The organism is Gaetbulibacter aestuarii, assembly GCF_039537665.1.
GTDB lineage: Bacteria > Bacteroidota > Bacteroidia > Flavobacteriales > Flavobacteriaceae > Gaetbulibacter_A > Gaetbulibacter_A aestuarii.
The window spans coordinates 567,832-593,096 of sequence record NZ_BAABAY010000001.1 but is presented as its reverse complement, the minus strand read 5'-3'; the positions used below and the strand labels follow the sequence as shown (position 1 = coordinate 593,096).

Annotated in this window: 25 protein-coding genes and 1 tRNA gene; 10 read left to right on the top strand and 16 right to left on the bottom strand. The window is 35.1% G+C overall.

All coding sequences use genetic code 11. The features are described from left to right. Positions 1-47 precede the first annotated feature (47 nt). Positions 48-722: an SCO family protein gene (locus ABD682_RS02535; RefSeq protein ID WP_344738665.1), complete on the bottom strand. Its 675-nt coding sequence runs from the start codon at positions 720-722 to the stop codon at positions 48-50. 169 nt (positions 723-891) lie between these two features. Here ABD682_RS02535 and rseP point away from each other — a divergent pair, with 169 nt between their 5' ends. From rseP to ABD682_RS02520, 3 genes are all read left to right on the top strand, one after another. Beyond that, positions 892-2,235, top strand: a complete 1,344-nt coding sequence (gene rseP / locus ABD682_RS02530; protein ID WP_344738663.1) for an RIP metalloprotease RseP — start codon at positions 892-894, stop codon at positions 2,233-2,235. Between the two features lie 130 nt (positions 2,236-2,365). Then, positions 2,366-2,524: a hypothetical protein gene (locus tag ABD682_RS02525; protein ID WP_344738661.1), complete on the top strand. Its 159-nt coding sequence runs from the start codon at positions 2,366-2,368 to the stop codon at positions 2,522-2,524. Positions 2,525-2,830: 306 nt separating this feature from the next. Then, positions 2,831-2,904 (top strand) — tRNA-Asn (locus ABD682_RS02520). A 169-nt stretch (positions 2,905-3,073) separates the two neighbouring features. Here the strand turns inward: ABD682_RS02520 and ABD682_RS02515 are convergent. Next, positions 3,074-3,706: a hypothetical protein gene (locus tag ABD682_RS02515; protein ID WP_344738659.1), complete on the bottom strand. Its 633-nt coding sequence runs from the start codon at positions 3,704-3,706 to the stop codon at positions 3,074-3,076. 321 nt (positions 3,707-4,027) lie between these two features. Between ABD682_RS02515 and ABD682_RS02510 the strand changes: the two genes are divergently transcribed. Both ABD682_RS02510 and ABD682_RS02505 read left to right on the top strand, forming a co-directional pair. Next, entirely contained in the window at positions 4,028-4,804 is a 777-nt protein-coding gene (locus ABD682_RS02510; protein ID WP_344738657.1) for a DUF6090 family protein, read from the top strand. Positions 4,805-5,347: 543 nt separating this feature from the next. Further along, complete coding sequence (locus ABD682_RS02505) at positions 5,348-5,677, top strand: YegP family protein (RefSeq protein WP_344738655.1); 330 nt, start codon at positions 5,348-5,350, stop codon at positions 5,675-5,677. Positions 5,678-5,884: 207 nt separating this feature from the next. On the opposite strand, the gene ABD682_RS02500 is transcribed toward ABD682_RS02505, so the two are convergent. Beyond that, positions 5,885-6,862 carry a YHYH protein gene (locus ABD682_RS02500; protein WP_344738653.1) on the bottom strand — a complete coding sequence of 326 codons (978 nt, stop codon included), beginning with the start codon at positions 6,860-6,862 and terminating at the stop codon, positions 5,885-5,887. Between the two features lie 225 nt (positions 6,863-7,087). Here ABD682_RS02500 and ABD682_RS02495 point away from each other — a divergent pair, with 225 nt between their 5' ends. Then, positions 7,088-7,489 carry a cupin domain-containing protein gene (locus ABD682_RS02495; protein WP_344738651.1) on the top strand — a complete coding sequence of 134 codons (402 nt, stop codon included), beginning with the start codon at positions 7,088-7,090 and terminating at the stop codon, positions 7,487-7,489. A 23-nt stretch (positions 7,490-7,512) separates the two neighbouring features. Here the strand turns inward: ABD682_RS02495 and ABD682_RS02490 are convergent, their stop codons facing one another. The 5 genes from ABD682_RS02490 to ABD682_RS02470 form a co-directional block, all read right to left on the bottom strand. Further along, positions 7,513-8,373 carry a ChaN family lipoprotein gene (locus tag ABD682_RS02490; RefSeq protein WP_344738649.1) on the bottom strand — a complete coding sequence of 287 codons (861 nt, stop codon included), beginning with the start codon at positions 8,371-8,373 and terminating at the stop codon, positions 7,513-7,515. 104 nt (positions 8,374-8,477) lie between these two features. Then, positions 8,478-8,810: an antibiotic biosynthesis monooxygenase family protein gene (locus ABD682_RS02485; protein ID WP_344738647.1), complete on the bottom strand. Its 333-nt coding sequence runs from the start codon at positions 8,808-8,810 to the stop codon at positions 8,478-8,480. Between the two features lie 75 nt (positions 8,811-8,885). Next, on the bottom strand, positions 8,886-9,464 hold the full coding sequence (locus ABD682_RS02480; RefSeq protein WP_344738645.1) for a YdeI/OmpD-associated family protein: 579 nt from the start codon (positions 9,462-9,464) through the stop codon (positions 8,886-8,888). A 50-nt stretch (positions 9,465-9,514) separates the two neighbouring features. Next, positions 9,515-10,039 carry a YybH family protein gene (locus ABD682_RS02475; RefSeq protein ID WP_344738643.1) on the bottom strand — a complete coding sequence of 175 codons (525 nt, stop codon included), beginning with the start codon at positions 10,037-10,039 and terminating at the stop codon, positions 9,515-9,517. A gap of 119 nt (positions 10,040-10,158) precedes the next feature. Then, on the bottom strand, positions 10,159-10,830 hold the full coding sequence (locus ABD682_RS02470; RefSeq protein WP_344738640.1) for a DUF6624 domain-containing protein: 672 nt from the start codon (positions 10,828-10,830) through the stop codon (positions 10,159-10,161). Between the two features lie 191 nt (positions 10,831-11,021). Here ABD682_RS02470 and ABD682_RS02465 point away from each other — a divergent pair, with 191 nt between their 5' ends. Then, positions 11,022-13,700: an alpha-L-rhamnosidase-related protein gene (locus tag ABD682_RS02465; RefSeq protein ID WP_344738638.1), complete on the top strand. Its 2,679-nt coding sequence runs from the start codon at positions 11,022-11,024 to the stop codon at positions 13,698-13,700. Between the two features lie 40 nt (positions 13,701-13,740). Continuing rightward, positions 13,741-15,504, top strand: a complete 1,764-nt coding sequence (locus tag ABD682_RS02460) for a DUF885 domain-containing protein (protein ID WP_344738636.1) — start codon at positions 13,741-13,743, stop codon at positions 15,502-15,504. Positions 15,505-15,615: 111 nt separating this feature from the next. Here the strand turns inward: ABD682_RS02460 and ABD682_RS02455 are convergent, their stop codons facing one another. The 5 genes from ABD682_RS02455 to ABD682_RS02435 all read right to left on the bottom strand — a co-directional run bounded on the left by ABD682_RS02455 (position 15,616) and on the right by ABD682_RS02435 (position 20,295). After that, positions 15,616-16,197 carry an LOG family protein gene (locus tag ABD682_RS02455; protein WP_344738634.1) on the bottom strand — a complete coding sequence of 194 codons (582 nt, stop codon included), beginning with the start codon at positions 16,195-16,197 and terminating at the stop codon, positions 15,616-15,618. Beyond that, a complete protein-coding gene (locus ABD682_RS02450; RefSeq protein ID WP_344738632.1) occupies positions 16,194-17,177 on the bottom strand; it encodes an aldo/keto reductase in 984 nt (327 codons plus the stop codon). Before ABD682_RS02450 ends, ABD682_RS02455 begins: the two co-directional genes overlap by 4 nt. 521 nt (positions 17,178-17,698) lie before the next feature. Continuing rightward, complete coding sequence (locus tag ABD682_RS02445) at positions 17,699-18,208, bottom strand: RNA polymerase sigma factor (protein ID WP_344738630.1); 510 nt, start codon at positions 18,206-18,208, stop codon at positions 17,699-17,701. Between the two features lie 216 nt (positions 18,209-18,424). Further along, on the bottom strand, positions 18,425-19,201 hold the full coding sequence (locus tag ABD682_RS02440) for a DUF6090 family protein (RefSeq protein ID WP_344738628.1): 777 nt from the start codon (positions 19,199-19,201) through the stop codon (positions 18,425-18,427). Positions 19,202-19,572: 371 nt separating this feature from the next. Then, positions 19,573-20,295, bottom strand: coding sequence for a hypothetical protein (locus tag ABD682_RS02435; protein ID WP_344738626.1), 723 nt, complete (start codon positions 20,293-20,295; stop codon positions 19,573-19,575). Positions 20,296-20,860: 565 nt separating this feature from the next. Here ABD682_RS02435 and ABD682_RS02430 point away from each other — a divergent pair. Both ABD682_RS02430 and ABD682_RS02425 read left to right on the top strand, forming a co-directional pair. Next, complete coding sequence (locus ABD682_RS02430; protein ID WP_344738624.1) at positions 20,861-22,222, top strand: hypothetical protein; 1,362 nt, start codon at positions 20,861-20,863, stop codon at positions 22,220-22,222. Then, a complete protein-coding gene (locus tag ABD682_RS02425; protein WP_344738622.1) occupies positions 22,219-22,854 on the top strand; it encodes a CPBP family intramembrane glutamic endopeptidase in 636 nt (211 codons plus the stop codon). Before ABD682_RS02430 ends, ABD682_RS02425 begins: the two co-directional genes overlap by 4 nt. A gap of 97 nt (positions 22,855-22,951) precedes the next feature. On the opposite strand, the gene ABD682_RS02420 is transcribed toward ABD682_RS02425, so the two are convergent. From ABD682_RS02420 to ABD682_RS02410, 3 genes are all read right to left on the bottom strand, one after another. Beyond that, entirely contained in the window at positions 22,952-23,602 is a 651-nt protein-coding gene (locus ABD682_RS02420) for a hypothetical protein (RefSeq protein WP_344738620.1), read from the bottom strand. 53 nt (positions 23,603-23,655) lie between these two features. Then, positions 23,656-24,399: a hypothetical protein gene (locus ABD682_RS02415; protein ID WP_344738618.1), complete on the bottom strand. Its 744-nt coding sequence runs from the start codon at positions 24,397-24,399 to the stop codon at positions 23,656-23,658. 203 nt (positions 24,400-24,602) lie between these two features. Beyond that, positions 24,603-25,214: a porin family protein gene (locus ABD682_RS02410; protein WP_344738616.1), complete on the bottom strand. Its 612-nt coding sequence runs from the start codon at positions 25,212-25,214 to the stop codon at positions 24,603-24,605. Positions 25,215-25,265: the final 51 nt, after the last annotated feature.

Genomic DNA, 25,265 nt, shown 5'->3' with positions numbered 1-25,265 from the left:
GCAAAAGTAAGCTAAAAATTTAGGGTAAAAAAATCCTTAAGGTAAAACTATAAAGTGTATTCTTTTTCGAGGTGTTTAATATCTTTAATCAGCTGATCTACCTCCTCGGGATTGGTACCGTCGTAAAACCCACGGATCTGTCTTTTTTTATCTACAAGAACAAAATTTTCGGTGTGGATCATGTCGTATTTCCCGGCAAACGGATTGTCTTTCACGGCGAGGTAGCTTTTTCGAGCCAGGTCGTAGATCTGTTTTTTATCGCCGGTAACTAAATTCCATTTCTTATCATTAACGCCTTTTTCGATGGCATAGCGTTTTAGTTGCGCTACGGTATCAATATCCGGAGTAACACTATGAGATAATAACATCACCTGCGAATCATTCAAAATAGAATTTTGAACACGCACCATTTGATCTGTCATCACCGGACAAATACTTTGACACGTGGTAAAAAAGAAATCAGCCACATAGATCTTATTCTTATAGTTATCCTGAGTGATGGTTTTACCGTTTTGATTCGTCAATGAAAAATCGGCGATCTTGTGGTATTTTTTTTGATACTGCATGGTTGTATCTACCAGATCGGCGCTCACATTGGAAGGTTGATAAACAGGTAAGGGTTTATAGGTGTTAAGGGTATTGTAAATGATATACATAATGATGGCCGACAGTATACCAAAGCCAATAAAAAATTTAAGATACCCTTTGAAAAAAGATCGCATGGTAAGTGTAGCGTTTAAATTTGTACAAAAATACAATGATTCAGTAACATGTTGCCGTTAAAAGACCCCTAAATTCATGTTAAAACTCTATCCAAAATTATTGACCTGGTTTAAAGTTTGTTTAAAAAGCTTACTTTTGTGCGATTATAAAATATGACCTGAATAATCTATGGATTTTGTTATAAAAATATCTCAATTTTTAATGAGCTTATCGCTCCTGATCATCTTGCATGAATTGGGACACTTCATACCCGCGAAATTATTTAAAACCCGCGTTGAAAAATTCTATTTGTTTTTTGATGTGAAATATTCCTTGTTCAAAAAGAAGATCGGCGAAACCGTTTATGGTATTGGCTGGCTGCCGTTGGGTGGTTACGTAAAAATATCCGGTATGATCGATGAGAGTATGGATACCGAGCAATTAAAGGAAGAACCACAGCCCTGGGAATTCCGTTCAAAACCGGCCTGGCAACGGTTGATCATCATGTTAGGTGGCGTTACAGTGAATTTTTTATTGGCCGTACTCATTTATATAGGCATGAGTTATTATTATGGCGATAAATACCTTCCGGTTGAAAATATTAAAGATGGTTTAGAGATTGAAAGCGTTGTGGCAAATAATGCTGGTTTAAAAACCGGAGATAATATTGTGGCAATTGATGGCGAAAAAGTGACACGCTTCAATGAGATCCCCGAAAAAGTGTTGTTCGGAAAAAACATCACGATAGAGCGCCAGGGGAGAGATTCAACGGTGACTTTACCTCAGGATTTTTTAGCGAAAATGATAGATTCCAAAGAAAGAGGTTTTATAAGTAAACGTATGCCTTTTGTAATTGCCAAGGTACCTGATACCTCATTCAACAAAAATAGTGGTTTAAGAAAAGGAGATGTTATTGTTGGGTTGGATAGTATCAATACCAAATACATCGACCAGGTAATTCCGACTTTGAGCAAATTTAAGGGACAAAAGGTTAAAGCTCATGTATTACGAAATGGGGAGACTATTAATGTTCCATTAAAGATTTCTGATAATGCTAAACTTGGAGTAGTTTATGGATCAATTACAGATGATAATCTTGAAAAGTTGGGTTATTATCAGTTTGAAACCAAAAAATACAGTTTCTTAGAAGCAATACCTGTGGGAATAAAACTTACGGGAGATCAAATTACTTCCTATTTAAAACAATTTAAAGCTATTTTTACACCAAGCACAGGAGCTTATAAAGGGGTGGGTGGTTTTTATGCCATTTTCAACATTTTTCCAGCCTTTTGGAGTTGGGCTAATTTTTGGAGTATTACCGCCTTTCTATCAATCATGTTGGGGGTATTGAACCTATTGCCAATTCCGGCATTAGATGGCGGCCATGTGATGTTCTTGTTATATGAAATGATCTCAGGTAGAAAGCCCGGCGATAAGTTTATGGAGTATGCTCAAATGGTTGGCTTCTTTATTTTGATCGCTTTGGTATTATTTGCCAATGGAAACGATATTTATAAGGCTATTTTTTCTTGATTAATTTGCGAACTGCAATGTTTTGGCAGTGAAAACAATTAATATTGATTAAATATTTTCCGGAAAGATATTTATTTATGAATTAATTGTTTAACCATGTTTACTAATTGTAAACAAAAAACATTTTATTATGAATTTAAAAAAATTTGGAGTTCAAGAATTAAAAATTACTGAATCTACTAGCATTAATGGAGGATTCTGGTGGTTTAGAATTTCTTTGGGAAGTTATTTGTTTAATAATGACCTAAAGGCAGTAATAAGACGAGCAAATGAACCTAAACTTGCTTAAAAAATTTAATTAAAGCGTTTATTTTATATAACTATTGGAGATTTTTTCTTCAATAGTTTTTTTAATCGCATTAGTTTTATTCGCTAACGGAAACGATATTTATAAGGCGATCTTTGGCTAAGTTTTTTTTAAAAATTATATTTGTAGTAATTAAAAATATATATATATTTGCGCTCGCTTAAAAGAGCGAAACACTCCTCCTTACCTGCCTGCCGGCAGGCAGGGCTCAGAACTGAGCTCAAGCGCATCCGGCACAAAGTAAGAAGCAGAGTTGTCAAAAAAGACATAAAAACAAGATATTAACACTCCTCCTTAGCTCAGTTGGTTAGAGCATTTGACTGTTAATCAAAGGGTCCTTGGTTCGAGCCCAAGAGGGGGAGCAAAACAGAGAAAAGTTCAACAGAAATGTTGGACTTTTTTTGTGCGTTATATAGGGTTTTCCGCATCACACGATTTCTGATATGGCTTTAGCGAATGTGGTGGAGGTAAGCTAATTCACCATAAATCTAATTTATTTCAAAATAAGTTCCTTAACTATAAATAATCCTATCAATATTCTATTAAATAATAAAACGTTTCATCATCTTCTATAATAATTTCATCTGAATGAGTACTGATAAGAACACCAGACTCCTTAACCTCCCATTCAATAGATATATTTACTCCTTTAGCAACACCTACATACCAAAAAGTATCGATGTCTTTACCTTCAAATGGTCTGCTTCCACCATAACTTCTCAGATTATTAATCCTAAAAAAATAACTTACATCAACCCTATCATTAACGGTTGAAGGTTCAATGTTCACTACATGAAATTGAATCCAAGATTTTGGATTCAATTCAATAATATTAGTTGAACCATTTAAAGGAAGGGCTTCAGGAATATTAAAATAAAGGTTTTCTAATAAATATGTATAAAGAATTGCACTTGGACCATCGTCATTCCAATGTTCAAAACACCACACACCATCATTGTTTGTTATTCCTTGACTGCTTAAAACATTATTAGGTCCGTAATGGATTAATATACTTAATCCAACTATTGGTTGGCCACTTCCTTCTTCTATAAGCTTGTAACAAGTAGTTATATATTCTCTTTTGTTTTTTTCTTCATTTTCAATGGAGCAGCTTAAAAAGCATATTACCATTACTATTAAGAATGTGGGCTTGAAAATTTTCATAACTAATATGTTTGAATTAGTCGAAAAACTACTTTTGTAAGAACAATTAAAACTAATTATTTGCAAAGTGTCAGCCAATGATTTTGGTCAGCTAAAAAGTATAATTAAGAAGCTGTAAAGTTCACATCATACGATTTCGGATGTTCCTTTACGTGGGGGATTTCTAGACTCAACATCCACTAGAATTTATTGTCTTATATTTAGGATTAACATATTGAAGAACAAAACAACTATTATTGTTCTTGAGTTGAATTGTGGAAATAAAGAGATATACAAATAATAAATCACGACTTTCCCTTAAATAATACTAATTAGTAACCAATGATAAAATTCTTTAGAAACATCCGAAAAACTCTTATTAACCAAGGTAAGACTACTAAATATCTAAATTATGCCATAGGAGAAATTGTATTGGTTGTGATTGGTATTTTGATTGCCCTTCAGATTAATAATTGGAATGAGACTAGGAAGGCCAAAATAAAATCTAGAAACTACTTAATTGAGATTAAAAGTGATTTAAAAGCGGACACCATCCTTTTTAATACCGGAATAAAGCACTTAAATAATTATATTGCCGATGAGGAATGGGTTTTAAACGCTACCGATTACACCTTCAAGGATGCCGATAGATTATGGGATTGTATAAGTGGTTGGTATATGCCCCTTAGTGTTAATACTCGAACCTTTAAAGAAATGCAAAATCAAGGCAGCTCTAAATTAGTTGGGTTTGATGCACTCTCAGAAAAAATCAATACGTATTACACAATTATTAAGGATGAAACTGAAAGAGCCGCTGCCTGGGAAATGAAAGATGTAACTGAGCGACAAATTTATTTAAGGGATTTAGAAGAAACAATAGAAATAAGCAACCACAGGATGAAAGTTTGGGGAGTTGGCCTAGTAAAGAAATCCTTCCCAATGAGACAGGATTCTATAACCAATTCTGAATTAATTATATCCTTTGCCAAATCCATTCGTGGTCGCAATCATTTTAAAAATAACTATGTAAGACACCTAAGAACAATAAATACGGTTAAAATAGTTACTGCTGAAGCCACAGAACTCATAAAAGAAATAGAAAAAGAATTACAAAACTAACGAAAGCACAGCTGCTTATGTTATCGATAGTTCATTAGACAACTGATATATTGCATAATTTAAAAATTTTAATAACCCACACATTATATACTATCACAGATGTGGTATTATTGTGAGGAATAGTTAGCAAATTCAACCAGCTCTAAAAATTCACTTACAAACTCATTTAGGTTCCATAATTAGATGCTTCCCACCAGGGGATAAGACTATTAGCGTTTACAATTCCTGTCGTAAAATGAAGCAAACCTCATCAAATCTTCACTGAATTGGTTCGACAAAACGATATTAGAGGGAGCAAAATTCAAAAAGCCTTTACAGAAATGTGGAGGCTTTTTTTGTGCGTTTACTTTTCATAATACGGCGATCTTAGCATGAGTTTCAATTTTGATAAATGTCAAGCTCTAAAAGTTGTATAAAGAATAATGAGATACTTTATGTGTTAGCAAGTATCCAGCATGTGTTACTTGAATTAAGGTTTGCAACTTGATAGACTATATCTACAATTTTGTTTATATTTATGAAACAATCACTAAAATAATTATCATGGCAAAATTTGAAATTTACAAAGACAATTCTGGAGAATTTAGATTTAGACTTAAATCTAGTAATGGGCAGAACATTTTATCAAGTGAAGGATACGCTGCAAAAACAGGTTGTACTAATGGTATTGAATCTGTAAAGAAGAACGCTCCAGATGATTCAAGATACGAGCGTTTGGAATCTAAAAGCGGTAAACCGTACTTTAATTTGAAGGCAGGAAATAATCAGGTTATAGGGTCAAGCCAAATGTACGCCTCTAAAAGTGGCATGGAAAATGGCATTGAATCTGTAAAAACAAATGCTCCTTCAGCATCAGTAGAAGATTTGACATAAAAGTAACCATAATAGTGAAATGGGTTATAAATATTTGCGGTTTTTTTACGTAGCTCCTTGTAACCAAAAATGTATTTATACACATTTATCACGTAAATCATGGAATAACGCAAACCTCATCGATTTTTCGCTAAATGAGTTGGAAAAAGTATTAGAGGGAGCAAAATTCAAAAAGCCTTTACAGAAATGTAGAGGCTTTTTTGGTTTTTAATTCTCAACATCACCCTTAAGACATCTTGTAAAAAAGGGGAAATCATCGGTAACAACGTAGTAATAAATACCTTCAGGGAACTCTGGAGTTACGCCAAACCGACCATTACATTGATCCAAATCGCCAAGTCCCTCAACATACTCATAGTCCTGAGTAAATGCTCCCATTGGAATAGGGGTGTTTGGATTTACTGTTCCCTGATCAGGACCACCAATGAGAGCTGTTAAGATACCTGGACGATTCGTATCAGGTTCTGATTTTAATCTATAACTTGGGGTTAAGTTTTTTATCCCACTGTTTGAATCGTTAGGATTGGAATAGCCATATCTGGCATACACTGGAAATCCATCAGATGCCCACCCTACTAATGTCATTCCTTGTTTATCTCCCAGGAAATCAACCAGTAATTCCGGTATTCCGTGATAATGGTATGCTCCTGTAGGTTGTACATGTGCATGATTCATATCATCTCCAAAATCAAATGTATCATGTCCTAAGGCTTCAATATTCCACTTACCTTCGCCTTGCGCCAAACTACATTCTCCGGCATCGTTGCATCTTCCTGCTGTGGCAGGATCGAATTTAACACTATTTAATGCATAGGCAATGGCTAAAGCAGGACCAACAACCTCTAAACCATTTTCAGAAATGATCTTTGGACAAAGCGTAAATTTTTTATTGACATTTTGTTCGCTGATTGTATTTGGATTATCAGGGTTTGGGAATGATCCAACGTCATGATTTGGGATTCCATTTCCATTCAAAATTCTATAAACACCATCTGAGGACCAGGAGTATCTGCTGTAAGCGTTAACAGATTCATTATCATTGTAGATTTCCTCATTAATATCAACCAATATTCCGGCAGTTGAATAATCTCCGGTACAGTCAGTAATATTTTGTTTTTGTTGACTTTCATTTTTACTACATGACAAAATGAAAAGTAATAAGGGGAACTTTAAAATCCGATTCATATTTTTTTGATTTATGATTTAGACCAGAAACTAAGCGAAAGGTTTAAATTGAATATTTCAGTGATGTAACCTGGAGTATTGGTGGGAGTAAAATTTAACCTCGTATACTGACATTTAGAGGTTTTTTTATCTTGTTGGAAATAAATTCATATTATGAAAAAAGTATTTTTCCTTTTATTTTAGATTTCTTCCTTGTTTGGGTTTGCTCAAAATTCAGATTATAACATGCATTCCTTTAAAGATGAAGGAACAAAAGCGCCAAATGTGCATCATTTAGGTGACGCCTGGTTAAACATGTTAATTCAAGCTAATGATGATTTTAATTATAACATCACGCAGGCGATTTTCAGCCCTAATGCCACTTTAGATTGGCACATGCATAAAACACCTCAGGTTATTATTGTTCTTGAAGGTGAGGGCTATTATCAGGAAAGAGGGAAAGCCCCTGTAATCATGAAAACAGGTGATGTTATTACATGTGAAATAGGTGTGGAACACTGGCATACCTCCAGTGCTCATAGTAAAGTCTCTTATTTAGCGATCTATGGTGAGGAACCAACAATTTGGACCGAAAAACTCACTCGAGAATATTACGATAGTGTTGCTAAAAAGTTGGAGGAAAAATAGGTCTTAAGTGTTTAACTTTTTAATCAATAGGTTTTAGTAACGTCAGCATCAACACAAATAATAAAATCAGCTTTATCGAAGTTCTCTTTATCTAACTTTTCGATATTTTCCTGTTCTACGGTTGTTATTGTTTTTATTTCTAATGAAGGTTTGTATTGATGTAAATACCAAACAATACCTTCTTTATAATTGGAGTGGTAAGATCCGTTAAAATGAATAAATTGCGTTTGTTTCTTTAGGTTTTTTGAAATAAAATAAGCCATTGTAGCATCCTTCATGGCCTGAGCTTTTACCATATCCACAGTTCCATGATCCCCCATCATCTTTAACATATTCTGGTATTGAGGTAAGTTGATATCAAATGCAATGGGTAACGGAGCCATCCATTCTTTTTGTTCCTGGGTTAAAGGAACTAATGCTTCAAATCCTCCTTTTTTATAAACTTCATTTGCAAATCTTCTGGGAATATTTGTAGCGATAAATGGTAATTTATTTTCCATCGCAAAATCCACTAAAGGCTTATAATCGGTGTGGTAATTGGGCCAAAGAGTGATTACCGTATCCAAAGCTTTTTGGTTTAACTTACCCTCCAAATAATCGTTTAATGCCGATTGTTGATCAGCTTCAAACATTTCGGCTCCCAAAACAAGGTTCGATTTTTTTGAACGATCTTTTACTAACTCCAATTGAAGCCAATGACTGATACTGTTATTATGAAATTCTCCAAAAAACACCACATCAGCCACATCTAATTTCTTAATCATTTTTCCATATGAAATGGATTTTCCTTTGTTGGTATAGATTTTATAAGCGTATTTGTGCTGTGCCTGAATGGTATTCAGGAACAATAACATCAATACCAACACTAGCGTTGTTTTTTTCATGGCATATAGAATTTAATGATCAGTTTTAGCTTTTTTATAAAGATATGCATCAATAAGCTGTTATGGGTTTGTTGAAGGAACCTATTTATAACGACCTATAAATTTCATTTTGAAGATGCCATTGTAAAATCATAATCGCGCTCAACTTTTGCTATACGTACTTTGTATTCACGATACCAAAGGGCTTTGCCTTTTTCCTGAGCAATTTGATGTTCGGCATGGGCTCTCCAAAGTTTGATAGATTCCAGATCCTTCCAATAAGACACTGTGATTCCGGTATCATGTCGCGCACTTTCAAAACCTAAAAAACCCGGTTGCTGCCGGGCTAATGTTTCCATAAGGACAGCCATACGATTGTAGCCATCATCATCATTTTCAGTTCGTATGGAACTAAATATTACGGCATAATAAGGTGGTTCCGGAGTATTGGCTAGCATACTATTTTTAATTAAAGTTGAATTCTTAATTACGATATAAAGATACGCGAATTTCTTCCTTCAACCATTACTATATCACCGTTCCTCATGACCTTTCCCGGCCAATATGGCCGGCGTATATTTTGCAATACGTCTCTCGCGGGTTTTTGCTTGTTTGGCGTTGCCAAAGAAAATTAAATAACCGCGTTGCCTTCCTGGTGTTAATACCTTAAATGCCGTTTCTAATTCCGGATTTTCTTTAAAGGCTCTGGTGAGTTCTTCCGGAACCTCAAAGTCGGAGGTTTTTTTCTTTTTTACTTTAAGTCCGGCCTTTTCTACCTCAACAGCTTCGAAGATATAAGCTTTTATTAAGGCTTCCAGATCTAAAATCTGTTGTACGGTTGTAAACCGCAACTGGCGCTGGGATTGTACATGTTCTGTTTGTTGGATTAAAATATTTTCTGAGTCTTTCAAAAGGGAGCCTTTAAAAAAGAGTAGTGCGGAATGATCTTTAAAGCCATGGATGATAACAATATTTTTACCCTTATGGGCATAACACGGATGCCTCCATTTATAAGTTTCTTCAAGACCACATTCCAGACAAATACGGCGCAATTGTCTGGATTCTTCTTGCCAGTTCTTTAGGGTTTCAATGTAACGGTCTACCTGTTCCATGACAAAATAATTAAATCACAAAATCAATAAAATCAGTCTATAAAGATAATTTAATTTGGAATAGTATCCATGGCAGCTGGCATTGGCATTGGTGTGGTTGGCGACGGGGCATCCCAAACAATTTTCCAATCGCCGTTAATACGTTGCCATAATACCACATAATTACCTTCGTCGGTCATGGCCGGAATAGGTGAATTTTCATTTGGTGTGAACGTCAGAATATAGGAACCATATTCAGCAGCCAGATCACCATTAGCCTTGACATCATTAGTAACTAAATCGAAATTCCAGGTACCTATTTGTACATTTTGCTTCCAGGCGTTCTTAAAGTTATCAATTCCAATTAGAGGTGGTTGATGTGGAGGCATTTGCACACAGTTTTCTGCAAAATGAGCGGCTACAGAATCGATTTGACCTTCGGCATACCATCTTTCAATCTTAGCGTTTTTGGCTTCAATAATGGTTTTGATTTGATCTGCATATTCTGGTCCGGATTCTTTTTTAACCTCTTGGCAATTGCATAGAGAAATGACCAATACGACTAAAAAAAGTTTTGAAAGTTGCGTTTTTTTCATGGTTATGTTTGCTTTTAATTTCTTCATTATGTGGATAATATACTAAAAAATGAAGAAAAATACGACATCATTCCGAAAGATAATTCTTCTGAACTGTGTTCAGTTTTAAAGAAAAAATATTACTGATACAACAAAGGCTCATTGATCCCACGCTCCACAAACAAACTCTTGTTCATTTCAAAATGCATGATGGTCATTTGATTGTAGTAGGTTTTAAAATCAGGCAGATCAAAGGCGTTTCTTAAACTATCTACACGCAGCGAATCTACTAAACCGATCTTTGGAATGGCCTGGCCGAGTTTGTTATAAGTAAGCTGACTACCAAAACGTTGCGGCTGTTTTAAATTCACATTGATACGGTCTTCAAGCATCGCATAATGTGCTTTGTCCTTGCTGCCTTTTTCAATTTCCTTACCCATGGCTATAAGCATTTGCTGTTGAAACGGCTCATCATTATCGGCATGTTGGATGGGTAACCAAAAATGAGTAGCAGCCTCTTTGCCAACCATCTTTTCACCCAAATAACCGTAGGTTTCATATAATTTTTTAATGCGCTCCTGATTCACAACTCCAACACTATCCCGTTGTTCTTCAAAAATGTCCCAGGCTTTTTCAGGGCCATAAGTATCCATAAGAACTTGTGGTGGAATACCGGCAAATTTTTGATCAAGAACTTCAATGTTATGAAGCTCCTGGATCACTTGTTTTTTGGACGCCTCTGTTAAGGTTTTGTGTTTATTACAACTTTGAAAAGCAGCTATAATCAAGGCAAGACAAATGAATTTTTTCATTGAGGAAAGTTTCGTTTTAAAACGTATCAAAGATAAATATTTCCATAGAAAACCATTTTTAAATCTACTGACCTTTAGCTACGAGTAGAAATGAAAACGAAAAAAACCAAAATAATCTTCTTTACTTTTTTAAATTCCCAGTACTTTTATAGACCTTTTTCTCAAAGGAAAATCAACTAAATTAGTTCAAAATGAAATTCCAACAAACTAAGCTTTTCACTGTATTTCTATTTTTTCTCATTTTCACCGGCTGCAAGAACGAAAATGAAACAAATTCAAACGCATTATATGCTTCCAAAGCCTTTACGGTATACAAGGACAGTATTGTTCAAGGGAAAAATAAAGCAGTGATTGTTTCTTCGGATGAAATGACCTCGAATTATATCAGCCCGATGTATGCCAATTATTCGAATTTTATAAGTTTCAAGATCAGTATCAATGAGAAGGATATTGAAATGCCTTCAGGGAAAAATCATCATGTTCTCATTGAAAATGGTTCGCATGAATCGCCGGTTTTCACATTTGGTAAAATAACCCGGAATGCTGTAAAAGATAAAGGTGAAACCCTACCTACAAATTACAATTATACTTTTCAGGTGGACATGTCGCCGGTGTTGGATCAATTCAAAAAACAAGGCTTTTATCAGGCTTTTGATGGCACCAAAATAGCCAAACAGGATTTTAAAGGGTTTTATATAGCCGGAGGTTCTGAGCCTTTAACCTGGGATTTCTCAAATCTTGAAGAAAATAATCTCGAACTTACAGATCCTGATGGCGATGGAATTTACACCATCGCGCTCACGATGAATCCTTTTGATACCTCGGAAGCTGAACAAAAAACCTGGAAACTTTCCGAAGATATTTCTCAAAAACCTCATTACACTTCAGACCAGCCCATAGTAAATGCGCTTTACAATTTGGCAACCGAAGAAGCCATAAAAAATATTGAACCCGATAGTACGTTCAGAACAGGTGCCGAGTGGGGTGGCGTTTGGACGCGCGATATCAGTTATAGTATATATTTGGCCTTTGCCTATCATGAGCCTGAAGTGGCTAAAATCAGCTTGATGCGGAAAGTTAAACGCGATCGTATTATTCAGGATACGGGCTCGGGCGGTGCCTGGCCGGTGTCGTCAGATCGGGTGGTTTGGGCGGTTGCTGCCTGGGAAATCTATAAAGTTACAGGGGATACGGATTGGCTCAAAAAAACCTATAAGATCATCAAAAACACTTTAGAAGATGATGCTAAAACATTAGTGTCCTCAAATGGTTTGTACAAAGGGGAATCGTCGTTTTTGGACTGGCGTGAACAAACCTATCCGAAATGGATGTCGAATATGGATATCGCCGAATCTAAAAATTTAGGAACCAATGTGTTGCATTATGAAGCCAATACCATTTTGGGTAAAATGGCTGATGCATTAGGAGACAGCAGTTCTGAATATGATGCCAGAGCCAAGGCTATAAAAGAGGCTATAAATAAAGAACTCTGGTTACCTGAAGATGGGTTTTATGCGCAATATGAGTATGGTCGGGCCTATTTCAACACATCAAAACGTTTTGAAGCTTTGGGAGAAGCCCTGGCTATTTTGTTTGATGTGGCAGATTCTGAAAAAGCTAAAGCGATCAGCACAGAATCACCGGTAACACCTTTTGGTGTGACTTGTATTTATCCACAAATTCCCGGGATTCCACCTTATCATAATAACGGTGTCTGGCCATTTGTGCAGTCCTATTGGAATCTCGCTTCGGCGAAAGTAGGCAATGAAAAAGCACTGAATTATGGCCTGGCAGCGATTTACAGACCAGCCGCATTATTCCTAAGTAATTACGAGAATTTTGAAGCTGATAATGGCGATTTCCGAGGCACGGAAATTAATTCGAATCGTATGTTATGGAGTATGGCCGGGAATTTGGCCATGGTGCATCGGGTGTTTATGGGCATGCATTTTCAAAAAGATGGTATTTTGTTTCAACCGGTAGTTCCGGAGGCCTATAAAGGCAAAAAGGAACTTTCTAATTTTAAATATCGAAAGGCGAGTTTGGATATTACCGTTGAAGGTTTTGGAAATAAAATTAAAACCTTCAAAATCGATGGTGAAACTAAAGAAAAACCGTTTCTCCCTTCAGGTCTTGATGGAAAACATAAGGTTTCTATCCAACTAATCGATACATCTTTTGATACGGATACTATTCATCACGTTGAAAATAAATTCAGTTTACCGAATCCTGTAGTAACTGTAAAAAATAATATCTTGAGTTGGGACTCTATTCCCGGGGCGCAGTTTTACAAGGTCTATAAAAACGGAGAAATGATCTCTGAAATTAGAACCATAACATTCCAGGGGGAAGACCAATCGTTTTCTGAATATAAAGTAAGTGCGGTTGGACCCGACGGCTACGAATCGTTTACCAGCGAACCGGTTTGGTTATTCAAACCGCAGGAAGAAACCATTGTTGAGGTTGAAAACTACTATCAACTTTCCAATAAAAATTATATTAATTATTCAGGAAAAGGTTTTGTTGCATTGACACGGGAAACCAATCGCACCATTGAAATTCCAGTCCATATTAATGAACCGGGAACTTATATTGTGGACTTCAGATACTCAAATGGAAGCGGACCCTGGAACACCGATAACAAATGCGCGATCCGAAGTTTGTATGTCAACAAAAACTATCAAGGTGTGGCCGTATTTCCGCAACGCGGAAAAGACGAATGGTCGGATTGGGGTTATTCCAACAGTTTTAAAGTGGATCTGAAAAAGGGGCAAAATACCCTGATTTTAAAATTTGAAGACTGGAATAACAACATGAATGTGGACGTAAATACAGCGATGCTGGATCATGTAAGAGTTATAAAACTTTAAAATTGCTTAATTTGCCTGTGATATTCTAAAAAGCTCATTTATGAAGTCATTAAGCAATAGAGGTGTTGTTTTTGTCCTCTTCTTACTGATAAACCTTACCTTAAACAGTCAGAATAATTCAAAAAAATTAGATGCTGTTATTCAAAAATACCAGGATCGCGAGGGTTATGATAAAGAACAATTTCCTTTAGGCAGATTCGACGAAGCTTATTTTTTGCAAGAAAATAATTTTGCGAAAGGTCTGCTCCATGATTTAGCCACGATAAAACCGGATTCTCTTTCTGAAAATGATCGAATCAGTTTCAAACTTTTAAAATTCGTTTTAAAAAACGAGGTGGCAACTTATGATTTTAAAACTTATCTCAATCCTATTCAGGCGGATCAGGGCTTTCATCTGAACTGGAATTATTTGCCAAAACCTATACATTCGCTCAAGGAAGCTAAAAGTTATTTAGAAAAACTTAAGGCTATACCTTACGTCACGCAAAGCGAAATAAAACTCATGCGAAAAGGTTTTGAGGAAAAGATCATGCAACCTAAAATCATTTTTAAAGGGTATGAGTCCACCTATAACCAACATCTCGTTGCTACCCCGGAAGCCAGCGATTTTTATAAACCTTTTGAAAAACTTCCCGATAATTTGAGCTATCAAACCAAAGATTCTTTGCGTATGGTTGCCATAGAAGTCATTAGAGATTCCGTCATCCCCAGTTTCGAAACCATAAAAAGCTTTTTTGAGAATGAATATTTCCCCAAAGCCAGACTAAAAATAGGGGTAAACGCAGAACCAAATGGGGAAGCTTTTTATCAAAATCGTATAAATTTTTACACGACAACTTCAGAATACACTCCCGAGGACATTCACAATCTCGGACTTCAGGAAGTGAAACGCATTAGGGAAGCCATGGAGCAGATCATCAAACAAACCGGATTTACGGGAAGTTTTGAGGATTTTCTTCAATTTCTTCGAACCGACCCACAATTCTATGTAAAAACCGGTGACGATTTACTCAGGTATGCCCGCGATATTTGTAAACGCATCGACAACCAGTTACCGGCCTATTTTAAAAAATTACCACGACAACCTTATGGTGTTATACCGGTTCCTGAGGCGTTGGCGCCAAAATACACGGCCGGCCGTTACTCAGGAAGTCCTGTAACGAGTACTCAGGCCGGGCATTATTTGGTGAACACTTACGATTTACCAAGTCGCGGGTTGTACAACCTTCCAGCCTTATCGGCTCATGAATCGGTACCGGGACATCATTTACAAATTGCCTTGAATGCCGAATTAGGGGACTCCATTCCGAAATTCAGACGAAATTTATATTTGTCGGCTTACGGTGAAGGTTGGGGATTATATGCGGAATATCTTGCTGATGATATGGGTGTTTACAGAACACCCTATGAAAAATTCGGACAGCTAACTTACGAAATGTGGCGTGCCTGCCGTTTGGTGGTCGATACCGGGATCCATGCCATGGGTTGGAGTCGCGATGAGGTGGTAAATTATCTTAAGGAAAATACAGCGCTCTCGCTTCATGAGATCAGTACGGAAACCGACCGTTATATTGGTTGGCCGGGCCAGGCGATCAGTTATAAAATGGGTGAATTAAAGATCAGGGAACTCCGTAAAAAGGCAGAAAAGGCTTTGGGGCCAGCCTTTGATATCCGCGAATTTCACAGCGTTATTTTAGGCTACGGAACGGTTACGCTACCGATCATGGAAGAGCTCGTAGATGCCTACATTACGCGTGAAAAAAAAGTAGATTATTTAAGAATAAGGAAGGTCAATAACTTTTAAATTGAGAAACCCGGGATTTTTCTAATTTTTAAGTCGTTATGGGGTCAACGTGCTTATCAAATCTATTTTCTTAATTGAAGAGACACTTTAGAAAGCCCGACTCACACGCCATTAACTCGTTTCCTTGGTGATCCATTTTCCGGTTATTTTTGGTTGATAGGTCTTCATTTTTGAAAGCAGATCATCAATGTTGTCACTTACTAAAAGCATGTCTCTGTTTACTGCTTTTAAAAGGCCTTTGGTAACGGTATGGTCTAAAAAGGAAATGAGGTCATCATAAAATCCATTAACATTTAAAATTCCGATGGGTTTTTTATGAAGTCCTAACTGTCCCCAGGTTAGCATCTCAAAAAGTTCTTCCATGGTTCCAAAACCGCCCGGTAATGCAATAACACCATCACAAAGTTCGTTCATTTTGGTTTTTCGCTGATGCATGGAGTCTACAATAATGAGTTCAGTTAATCCTTGATGCGCAAGTTCTTTAGATTTTAAAAAGTTAGGTAAAACGCCAATCACTTTACCTGAATTTTCAAGAGCTCCATTGGCAACGGCTCCCATAAGCCCAACATTTGCTCCACCATAAACCAATGTGATATTTTCGAGAGCTAAGGTCTTTCCAAGAGCTATTGCATGCGTTTCAAAATCCTTTTCAGTTCCAAAACTTGAACCACAAAAAACAGTTATTCTTTTCATTTATTAAGGAATTTTTTCAAATGGCTCGGATAACGCTCCCCAACAATTGCAATGTTTTTCAGGGCGGTTTTGATCTGTTCCAGGTCGTCCCTGGATAGGCTGATGGTCGTACTTCCAAGATTTTCCTTCAAGCGATGCACTTTCGTTGTTCCGGGAATAGGAACTATAAAAGGCCTTTGAGCGAGTAACCAGGCGAGAGCAATTTGGGCAGGAGTTACCTGTTTTTTAGTGGCGATCTGCTTAATTAAATCAACCAGAGCAAGATTAGCTTTAATATTTTCTTTTGAAAAGCGCGGCAAATTATATCTGAAATCGGTTTTTGAAAATTCAGTTTGTGCATCCATAGCACCGGTTAAAAAACCTCTTCCTAAAGGACTAAAAGGAACAAAACCGATCTGTAATGTTTCCATCAACGGAAGGATCTCTTTTTCCGGGTCGCGGTTGAATAAGGAATACTCACTTTGTAAAGCTGAAACAGGTTGTTCTTTGTGAGCCTCTTGGATGGTGTCAGGTCCTGCTTCAGACAAGCCCCAGTATTTTACTTTGCCTTCCTTGATGAGGTCTGTGATCGTGCCGGCAACCGCTTCAATAGGAACATTCGGGTCTACCCGATGCTGATATAACAAATCGATATAATCCGTTTGCAAATAGCGAAGTGAATTTTCAACAACCTTCCTGATCCGTTTTGGGGAACTGTCTAAACCAAAACTGGCATCCCCGTTTTTGAAACCAAATTTTGTTGCAATAATGATCTTATCCCGAAACGGTTTAACCGCTTTTCCTACCAATCGTTCATTACCACCTTTGCTATAGGCTTCGGCGGTATCAAAAAAAGTAATGCCCAGATCATAAGCTTTTCTTACGAGATCGATGCCGGTTTTTTCATCGGGGGGTGTCCCGTAGCCATGCGTCAATCCCATACAGCCCAATCCTAATTCAGAAACCTCTAAACCCTGATTTCCTAGTGTTCTTAAATTCATGAAGTATGTATCAATTTATTATCCTTAAAAGTAAAAAATTCTTGTTAAAGGCCAGGCAAACTAATCCAACCAATGTATGCGTACTGAAATCAATTCCGGCAATTAAATAGGTGTTTTTATAAGATAGAAATATAAAGGATTGTTTGCGCTACATAATGTTGTAGAGATGGGTTTGGGAAGAATCAGGAACCGAGCAAGGAATTTTACACGGTGTTGCCAGTAGTTTTTATCTCTTAAATCTATTAATTACTTTCCTTATAAATTTCGAAATAATATGGATGTCCTTTTTTATGGAATTTTTTTCAAATGGGCTGACGTTATTCCTTTTCGTTTTATCCCAGTTCAATTTCAAAGTAGCTAGGTCTGAGTTAACCGAATCTTTCTCGAATTGACTTATTTTACTTTTGAACTCATTTATGAGCTGTGATACTTGAATATTGATTTTTTCAGATTGAGGTTGTTCATTCCAGGTATTTTTTATGTCTTGCCAAATGTTTTTCTGTTCACTGTTCTTCATAATATTATATTTTATTCGTTATACAATCCAATAGGATTTTTTTAATTCTTTTCATTTTTACTGCAATATGATTTTCTGTTAATCCAGTTATTTCAGCAATTTCTTGATACTTTAATTCTTCTAAATAAAGGATAATGATTGATTTATTTTCATTGTTCAATTTTGAAATACAAGAAGTCAAAGCATTATACTTTTCTTGCTGATTATTCTCAATAGGAATTTCGACAGGAATGAATTGAATAGATTCTAATTGAAGTGTCTTGTTATAGGTTTTCTCTGATTTTTGTTTTGAGCGAAGACAGACATTTAGCGTAATTCTGTAAATCCAAGTGTCAATATTAGAATTGCCTTTAAACGTTGAAAGAGATTTCCAAATTGCAAAAATTACGTCTTGGAAAAGGTCTTGAGGTTCTAAAGGGGAAACTGCGTAGATTTTACAAATTCTATAAATTTTCTCTTTATTATTCTCAAGTAGCTGTTCAAATGTTTCTGTCATTGGTTTATTATCTTCCATTAGTACTCTCTGCTTATTTAGTAACAAGAATTTTCAAATTATGACAGATTTTTGAATTTATTTGTGGATTTCTGAAAATTACTGGTAACGGTTTGGCAATGATTTCGGCGTGGAATCGTCCACAGGACTATTCAGCAGAGAAATCAAGTTGGTTATGTGTTTTACTTTGAGTTTTTGCACTATCGCCACTGAATTATAGCCGGTGTTGTGCTTAGGTTATTTTTTTAAATCCGATTTTAATTGTGCAATCATTATGTTGGTTTTATAAAGACGCATATCATTAAAAAATATCGTTTTTAAATTTAACTCGTAATAGGTGTTTAATAAAGTAATGAATTTGATTTGCACACTATTCCAATCAACATTATTCCATACTTGATTGTATAGATTTTGGTTAACAATGTTCATTCCTTTAGATTGCATGGCAGGAATGTTGTTTATATATTCAAAATACACGTCATTTTTGCTTGTGATTATTTCTTCAATCATAAATGAATATTTTCTAGTGTAACCATAAAAACTCACTATCTCCTCTTGTAGTTTATTGTCAAGTAAAGTTATTTGACCTGAATTCTGAAGCGATTGAAAAGTATTGTCACTTACAAGTGGATATTCGGTAGTGGCTAACATGATCCAAGGTTTTCTTTTAAAAAAAGTCAAGCTTTTTCTAATAACACTGTTTAAAGTGTCTTTGTCTGAACTAGAACGATGAAGTATCGTTCTTAAGCTGTCAATAGTCTTGTTTTCTTGCTTTGCATGAGATAAATGAAATTCGAAGTGACTAACATCCAATAATAAATCGTTTATCAGTTCGGTTTTATAAACTGAAACTAATTCTTGATTTTTTCGATTCTCATTCCAAGTATTAATCTGCAGAGCAATCAAAATTCCAATGACCACCAAGATTATTTCTCCAATAGCATATTCAAAATACTTTCCGGTTTTGTTTTCAATAAGTAAACTTTGGCGGATTTTTCTAAATAATTTTATCATCAGAGGTTAGTTTCTCTAAAGATATGATTTTTAATTAATTGAAATTCTGAGATCATGGAGCACAACGTTTTTGTGTATGGTTTGTTGCTTTGGTTAGGTCATTAATTTAGCAATTAAAACCGAACCATAGGAAAACCCCAAAGATTTTAGTTTAATAGAGGTAGAATGAGCAATAAAGCAAATTTGGTATGATGGCAAATCGTTTTTATTCGTTTATTTCGGCATCAAATATTTACGCTAAATATTTCTTAGAATTTCTACTTTAAAGCCGCCATGAAAGTATCCTGATTGATGAAACAAATTCATTTAAAGCATTTGTTAACTCAGGATCAGAGGTCTTTTTTAGAAATACCGAATTGAACATTTAATTATTAGCCAGTGCCTTGAAAGAATTGTATAATTTCCTTTCCCAATCCTGAATTTACGATATAACTAAACAGTTCATTGGATAATAGAAACCAGACTAGTCCAATTAGACTCACTAAATACGGTCTTTTAAGGGTAATAAGATCATAAATGACAATGGCAGATATTATTAATAATGAACCGACAAAAACGTATATATAGGAATTGAATGCATAATCTGAAGAAAATTTCAGAAATTCATATTTTAGATGTAAACGGTCTAATGCCGGTCCCATCATTGAAATTGTTCCTAAAAGCATCAAACGTTTATGAATCTGAGGCAATCGTCTAAAATAAAATCCAAATCCTATATAACCAGCAAAGGATATCACGCCTAAAAGGTTGCCAATGACAGGGCCCATTACCCGCATCTCATATGAATTTAGATTTTCGGGTCTTTGGGCCACAACGTAAATTATAAAGATATTCATGCATACAATAGCAACTGCAAGGAGTCCCCAAAGAGTGCCAATTTTTTTATGAATATTGAAGTTATTGGTTTGTATCCACCAGCTTTGAGAAACCAGTACAAACATCCATAGCGTATTAAATAGCCCATGAATAATAAAGTAAAAAGGCAATGGATCCTGGTTGGTTAACGATCGTAAGTAGAAGCTAGGTGCAAAAGCAAATAGTACGATTGAGAATAGAATCAGACCCATTATTAAGAAAAATCTATCTCTTTTCATTTTTAAAATGTCTGGTGTTATCAATATGTAAATATACATTTTATTTAGAGCCATACTCCAAATAAAAGGACCTTCTGGTCGTATTCATTGCTATTAATGTAAAACGTTTATTTTAAGGATAGTAGCCGTGGGCATGTCACGTGAGGTTACAAGAAAGAGGAAGTGGTTACTCCCTTGAATTTCCTATTGAACTTGCTATTTTTTTAAATATTCTTCAAAGCTAGCTTTTTCTCCATTTTTATCTGTTATTCAGTTGTTTTCAGTATCGATTACCTGACGAATCAAATCAGGTAAACAGGAATCTTTAAAAACAGCTTGTAAATAATAAGGGTGATATATTTATTCCTTGCGTTTTATCTATGCAGTTCTAAGTCCAGGCATTTTTGATCCTAACAAATCCCATCTGTCACGTCCTGAAATACGGCTAGTTCGGTTAACAATTTCTTTTTTATGCACTACAAACACATGGGTTCTTTAGCCTACGATTTTTTATTCATTCAATTATTCAAATGCTTTATTTCGTATCTTTAATAAGACTTAAGGGGAAAATTCCTGAGCATGCTTTATGTTAAGTAGGAAACACATCAGTTCGGTTATTTTTTTCATTTTGATACTCTTGCTGTGGCAATGCAAACGCAATGAGGAAAACGATATCCGATTAATTACTTTTAAAGGATCAAACGTTGCACGTTTTCTAGATTTTGGCACTAGTTTTCCCCCATTGGATAGCCTTGGATATGGAAGCCTTTTGATGCGTCAGGGAGACTTTCTTTCTACCGATAAGTTTGTTATCTCTGTCCATAGGGATTTGGAAGACACTCTGAGTGTTCAGCAGATAGATTCATTGTTGTTTATCAATGGGCATTTAACCGGGATTTCCATCGGGAATAATAGTCCACCATTATCCTTTTTTAATCAACTTTCAGAAGAAGAAATTTCGCATTTAAGATCCATCCAAGTTGAGAAGCCTATTTTGGATTCGTTGAGACCATATTTAAAAAAAATAGCGCTTCTAAATCCTGATATCGACCTGGTTTATTTCTATGAAATGGACTCAGTAGCACAGGTAAATAAGGATTTGCTGTGGGTCTCTAAAAATTTTAATCCCAAGGCTGTATTCATGGAAAATGAAGCAGATTCTATTTCATTTTCCATTCTTGCCAAATTTCCGTCTTTAGAAACCCTCATGATTTCTGTTCCAAAAAAGGATAGTGGTTACTTTATGCACCTTCCTCATTTGAAAGAAATCATTCTTATTAATAATTCAGACAGTACTTTCATTGGCTCTAATTTTTTTAAGGAAAATACTGATCTAGAGAGTTTAAGAATTATTGATTTCAATGGCGTTGATATGGACTGGACGTCATTAAATAACCTGAAAAAGCTAAAGAGCCTTTACATTGAATCGGATAGTATAAATATCAATGCGCTATATGAGAATCATCCCCAACTTAAGTTCCTTCATTTGGGGATCTATAAGCAAGAGGTTCTGAATTCAGATGTCTTTAAGAAAAACAAACTTAAATGGCTTTCAATTTATCCCGATGATAATCCATTAATGGAGCAAAATCCGAAGGTGTTCCAGGACTCATTTCCTGAATTAGAATATCTTGAATTTAAAAATAATGATACGCTTTTGGATTACAACAATTTTAAAAACTTTAAAAACCTAAAATATCTTATTGTGTCTGGTACAGTGGGGTTAGATTCCACCCTTTATAATTTAGATGGTCTTCATTACCTCTCACTTTCTAATGATTTTTTAAAGGATTCTGTTAATGTATTGAAATTAAAGAAAGCCTTACCAAACACGATCATTACGCCAAACTCTGGAGCTTGTTTGGGCTCCGGTTGGTTACTGCTTATCCTACCTTTGGCTGGTCTCTGGTTTTATTTTTTAAAGCCTAAAAAACATAGGTTTCAATGATTGAAAATGCTAAAAGGATAACATTTAAATCGCTTGCTCTTACCGGTGCTTTATGGCTTTTTTCATTGTTAATCAATTTTGATTTTCCTATAAAAATAATAGCTTTAATTGCCTTGGTAATGTCAGGTTTCTGGGTGCATTCCATTTATAAAGATATCTCTGAATCTCTTTTGTCTGCCTTTTTATGGCGTTTTAAGAAGTTGTTTAACTGGATTTTTATTGCCGTTATTTTTTCCTTTTTGCTTGCCATTTATTCACGAATAGAGGATGGCTTACCGGCAATACCATCAAAAATAGGTGCATTTGTAATACTGGCTGTCCTGATTGGTTTTATTGAGGAAGTTGTCTTCAGGGGATTTGTGCAAGGAGCAGCGCAGCAATGGCATCAGAGAGGAGCCATAGTATTGGCATCGGTGTCCCACGCCGGCTACAAAGCAATGTTATTTGTTTTTCCATTACAACATCTTAACAACAGCGCAGTTGAATTATTTGGGTATACATTTTTGGCAGGTTTAATTTTAGGCTATTCCCGTTATGTTACAGGGTCTTTGTGGCCTGCGATTATAGCACATTGTTTGTTTGACTTTTGGTTATATATAGAGCAACCTTTTGCTCCCTGGTGGGTGTGGTAAATTTAATAGATGCACATGCATTATTCTAAAAATTATTGCAGGGATTTTCCGAAGAGGCAAGAACCTGGCAATGAATTTTACACGGTGTGAGCCAAAGTTATTTTTTATTTTTTTTGGTTAATCTTCCTGTTGCAAATAAAATTCTATCAATATAGTATGAATATTCCTGTTCTTTTTTTAGGGTATCATTTATAGAGTCAGAATTTAGCCAATCTATATAATTTTTTATTAATTCTTTTTCTTTTTTTGTTATTACACTTAGTAGTCTAATTTTAGATATTTCTTTAGTTTCAACATATTGATAAATAGCAAAAGCTCGTAGCACATGCTGGTCAATTATTGGTTGACTTTTTTGTTTTGTTAAATATTTGCCAAACTGATAAAATACAAAGCTATTTTCTTGCTCCATAATGCTTAAGTCTTCTCGGTGAATTCCTTTAGCAATATGCTTTAATTTTTTTAAATCTCCATTTTTCCAGATTATTGAATATAAAAGTTTTATCAAAGAGCTACTATTCTCGGGTATAGGATTTAAGTTATAGTTTTTGTCAATTACATTATTCGCTATCAGATTGTCAATTTCTTCAGATGATATGTTAAAATCAATTTTAGGGAAAGCTTTTGGATCCATCAGATATTTATTATCAAAGCTCTCTTTTTCAATTTTAACTAGATCATTTATTGAATTAGATTTTATTATTTTATCAAATATTTCTGAAACAAAGTTTTTAGATTCCTGGTCTGTCATTTAATATTTAGGTTAAATTTTTGCTAACGGTTATACATTGTTGTATCGCGTTTTTAATTAATATCAGTTAACATTTCTAAATGTTCTAAAGTAGGAATTAAATGAACCGTGTTTACATTTATTCCTACTCCTTCTTTTTCGTCAAAAATTGGTTTTGACTTGGGAATGGTCTCTCGAACTAACATAATTACTAATTCAGTACTTCTTTCAGATTTACTTCCAATGGGTAGTTTATCTTTTTCTTCTTTTGTGAAAAAGTTTTGTATGACAACAGGTTGATCTATAAAAGTAAATCTATTTAATCCTTTGTTATTCTGAGTCATTTTTAATGGGTCCACACTTCCACATTTAGAGATAATTAATAAACTAAAATTTTTGATAGAATTAATTTTCCATACAGTACTATTACTAGAGGACGGATTTTCAGGTTTTAATCTTTTCTTCACATATTCATTGTCTTCAACAAAAAAACTTTCAAGATAAATTGGAAGAAAATGACCTCTTTCTAAATTAAAGGGATTAATTTCAATTTCGATTGGCTCCAAATAAAGCTTTTTTTTCTTTTCATTTTTGAGCTTTGTGTGTATTCTACCGTTATTATGAAAAGATATGTGATCTGGTAAATGCCACTTATCAATTTTATTTGTACTAACATCTTGATACTCACTAGGGGAACGACTGCCCCAAGGAAAATGGTAATACAATTCTATTGAATTAGCTAAAGCACGTATGCTTCCTGCATAATAAGAGACATTATTTATTTCAAAATACAACCGATATTCTCTAATATCTGCCATTAATTAAATCATTTCTGGTTAATTCACTACAACATTCTCAGTTAGCGTAGTTGCGCGTTTTAGTATTTAACTTTACAAAACTTGCTAGCCGGAAGGCAGGTATACAAATTGCTGAAAATTCCGAAGTATTCTTCAGGAAAATCGATAACAGTGCCATTACTTACAGGTATTGTTAACAGCAGGTATTAATTCCGGCTTTCTATTTATATTTTAAAAACAGCACCAAGATTGAAACTCATATAAAAATTCTTTCCATTTCTTTGTTCGGTAGTATCCGTAAGTCCAATTAGATTAGAATTCTCAACGATCAATAAAAATTTTGGCGATACTTTGAATTCGTATCCAATTGCTCCGATAATTCCAAATTGAGTAGAATTGGCGAGGTTATTTATGTCAACAAACCCATTACCATCATTATAATTTGCTTCAGCATTGGTTAAAAATCCAACCCCTATCCCATAATTCACATACCATTTCCATTTTGTTCCGAAATGATAATTCACTGTCAACGGGACAGAAATGTAATTTGTTCTTTCGGAATATTCGTCCGTAAAAATAGAAAAATCAACATTGTTAGTTCCCATTTTTTGATATAACAAACCTGAGCGTAAACTCCATCTATTATTTAAAAAATAATTTCCATAAACTCCAAATTGAATTCCAGAAACTGATGTTGAACCAAAAAGAAAAGAGTGTAATTGATAAGATGTGCTGTATCCAATTATCGGTGTTAATTCAATATCTCCTTTTTCTCTCCTTTGGCCATGGCATAATATACTATTTAATAAAAGTCCAAAGCAGATTAAATATTTCATATTTTCGATTGCATTTAATAAATTAATGCTATTCGTTCTCACTTGCTGTTA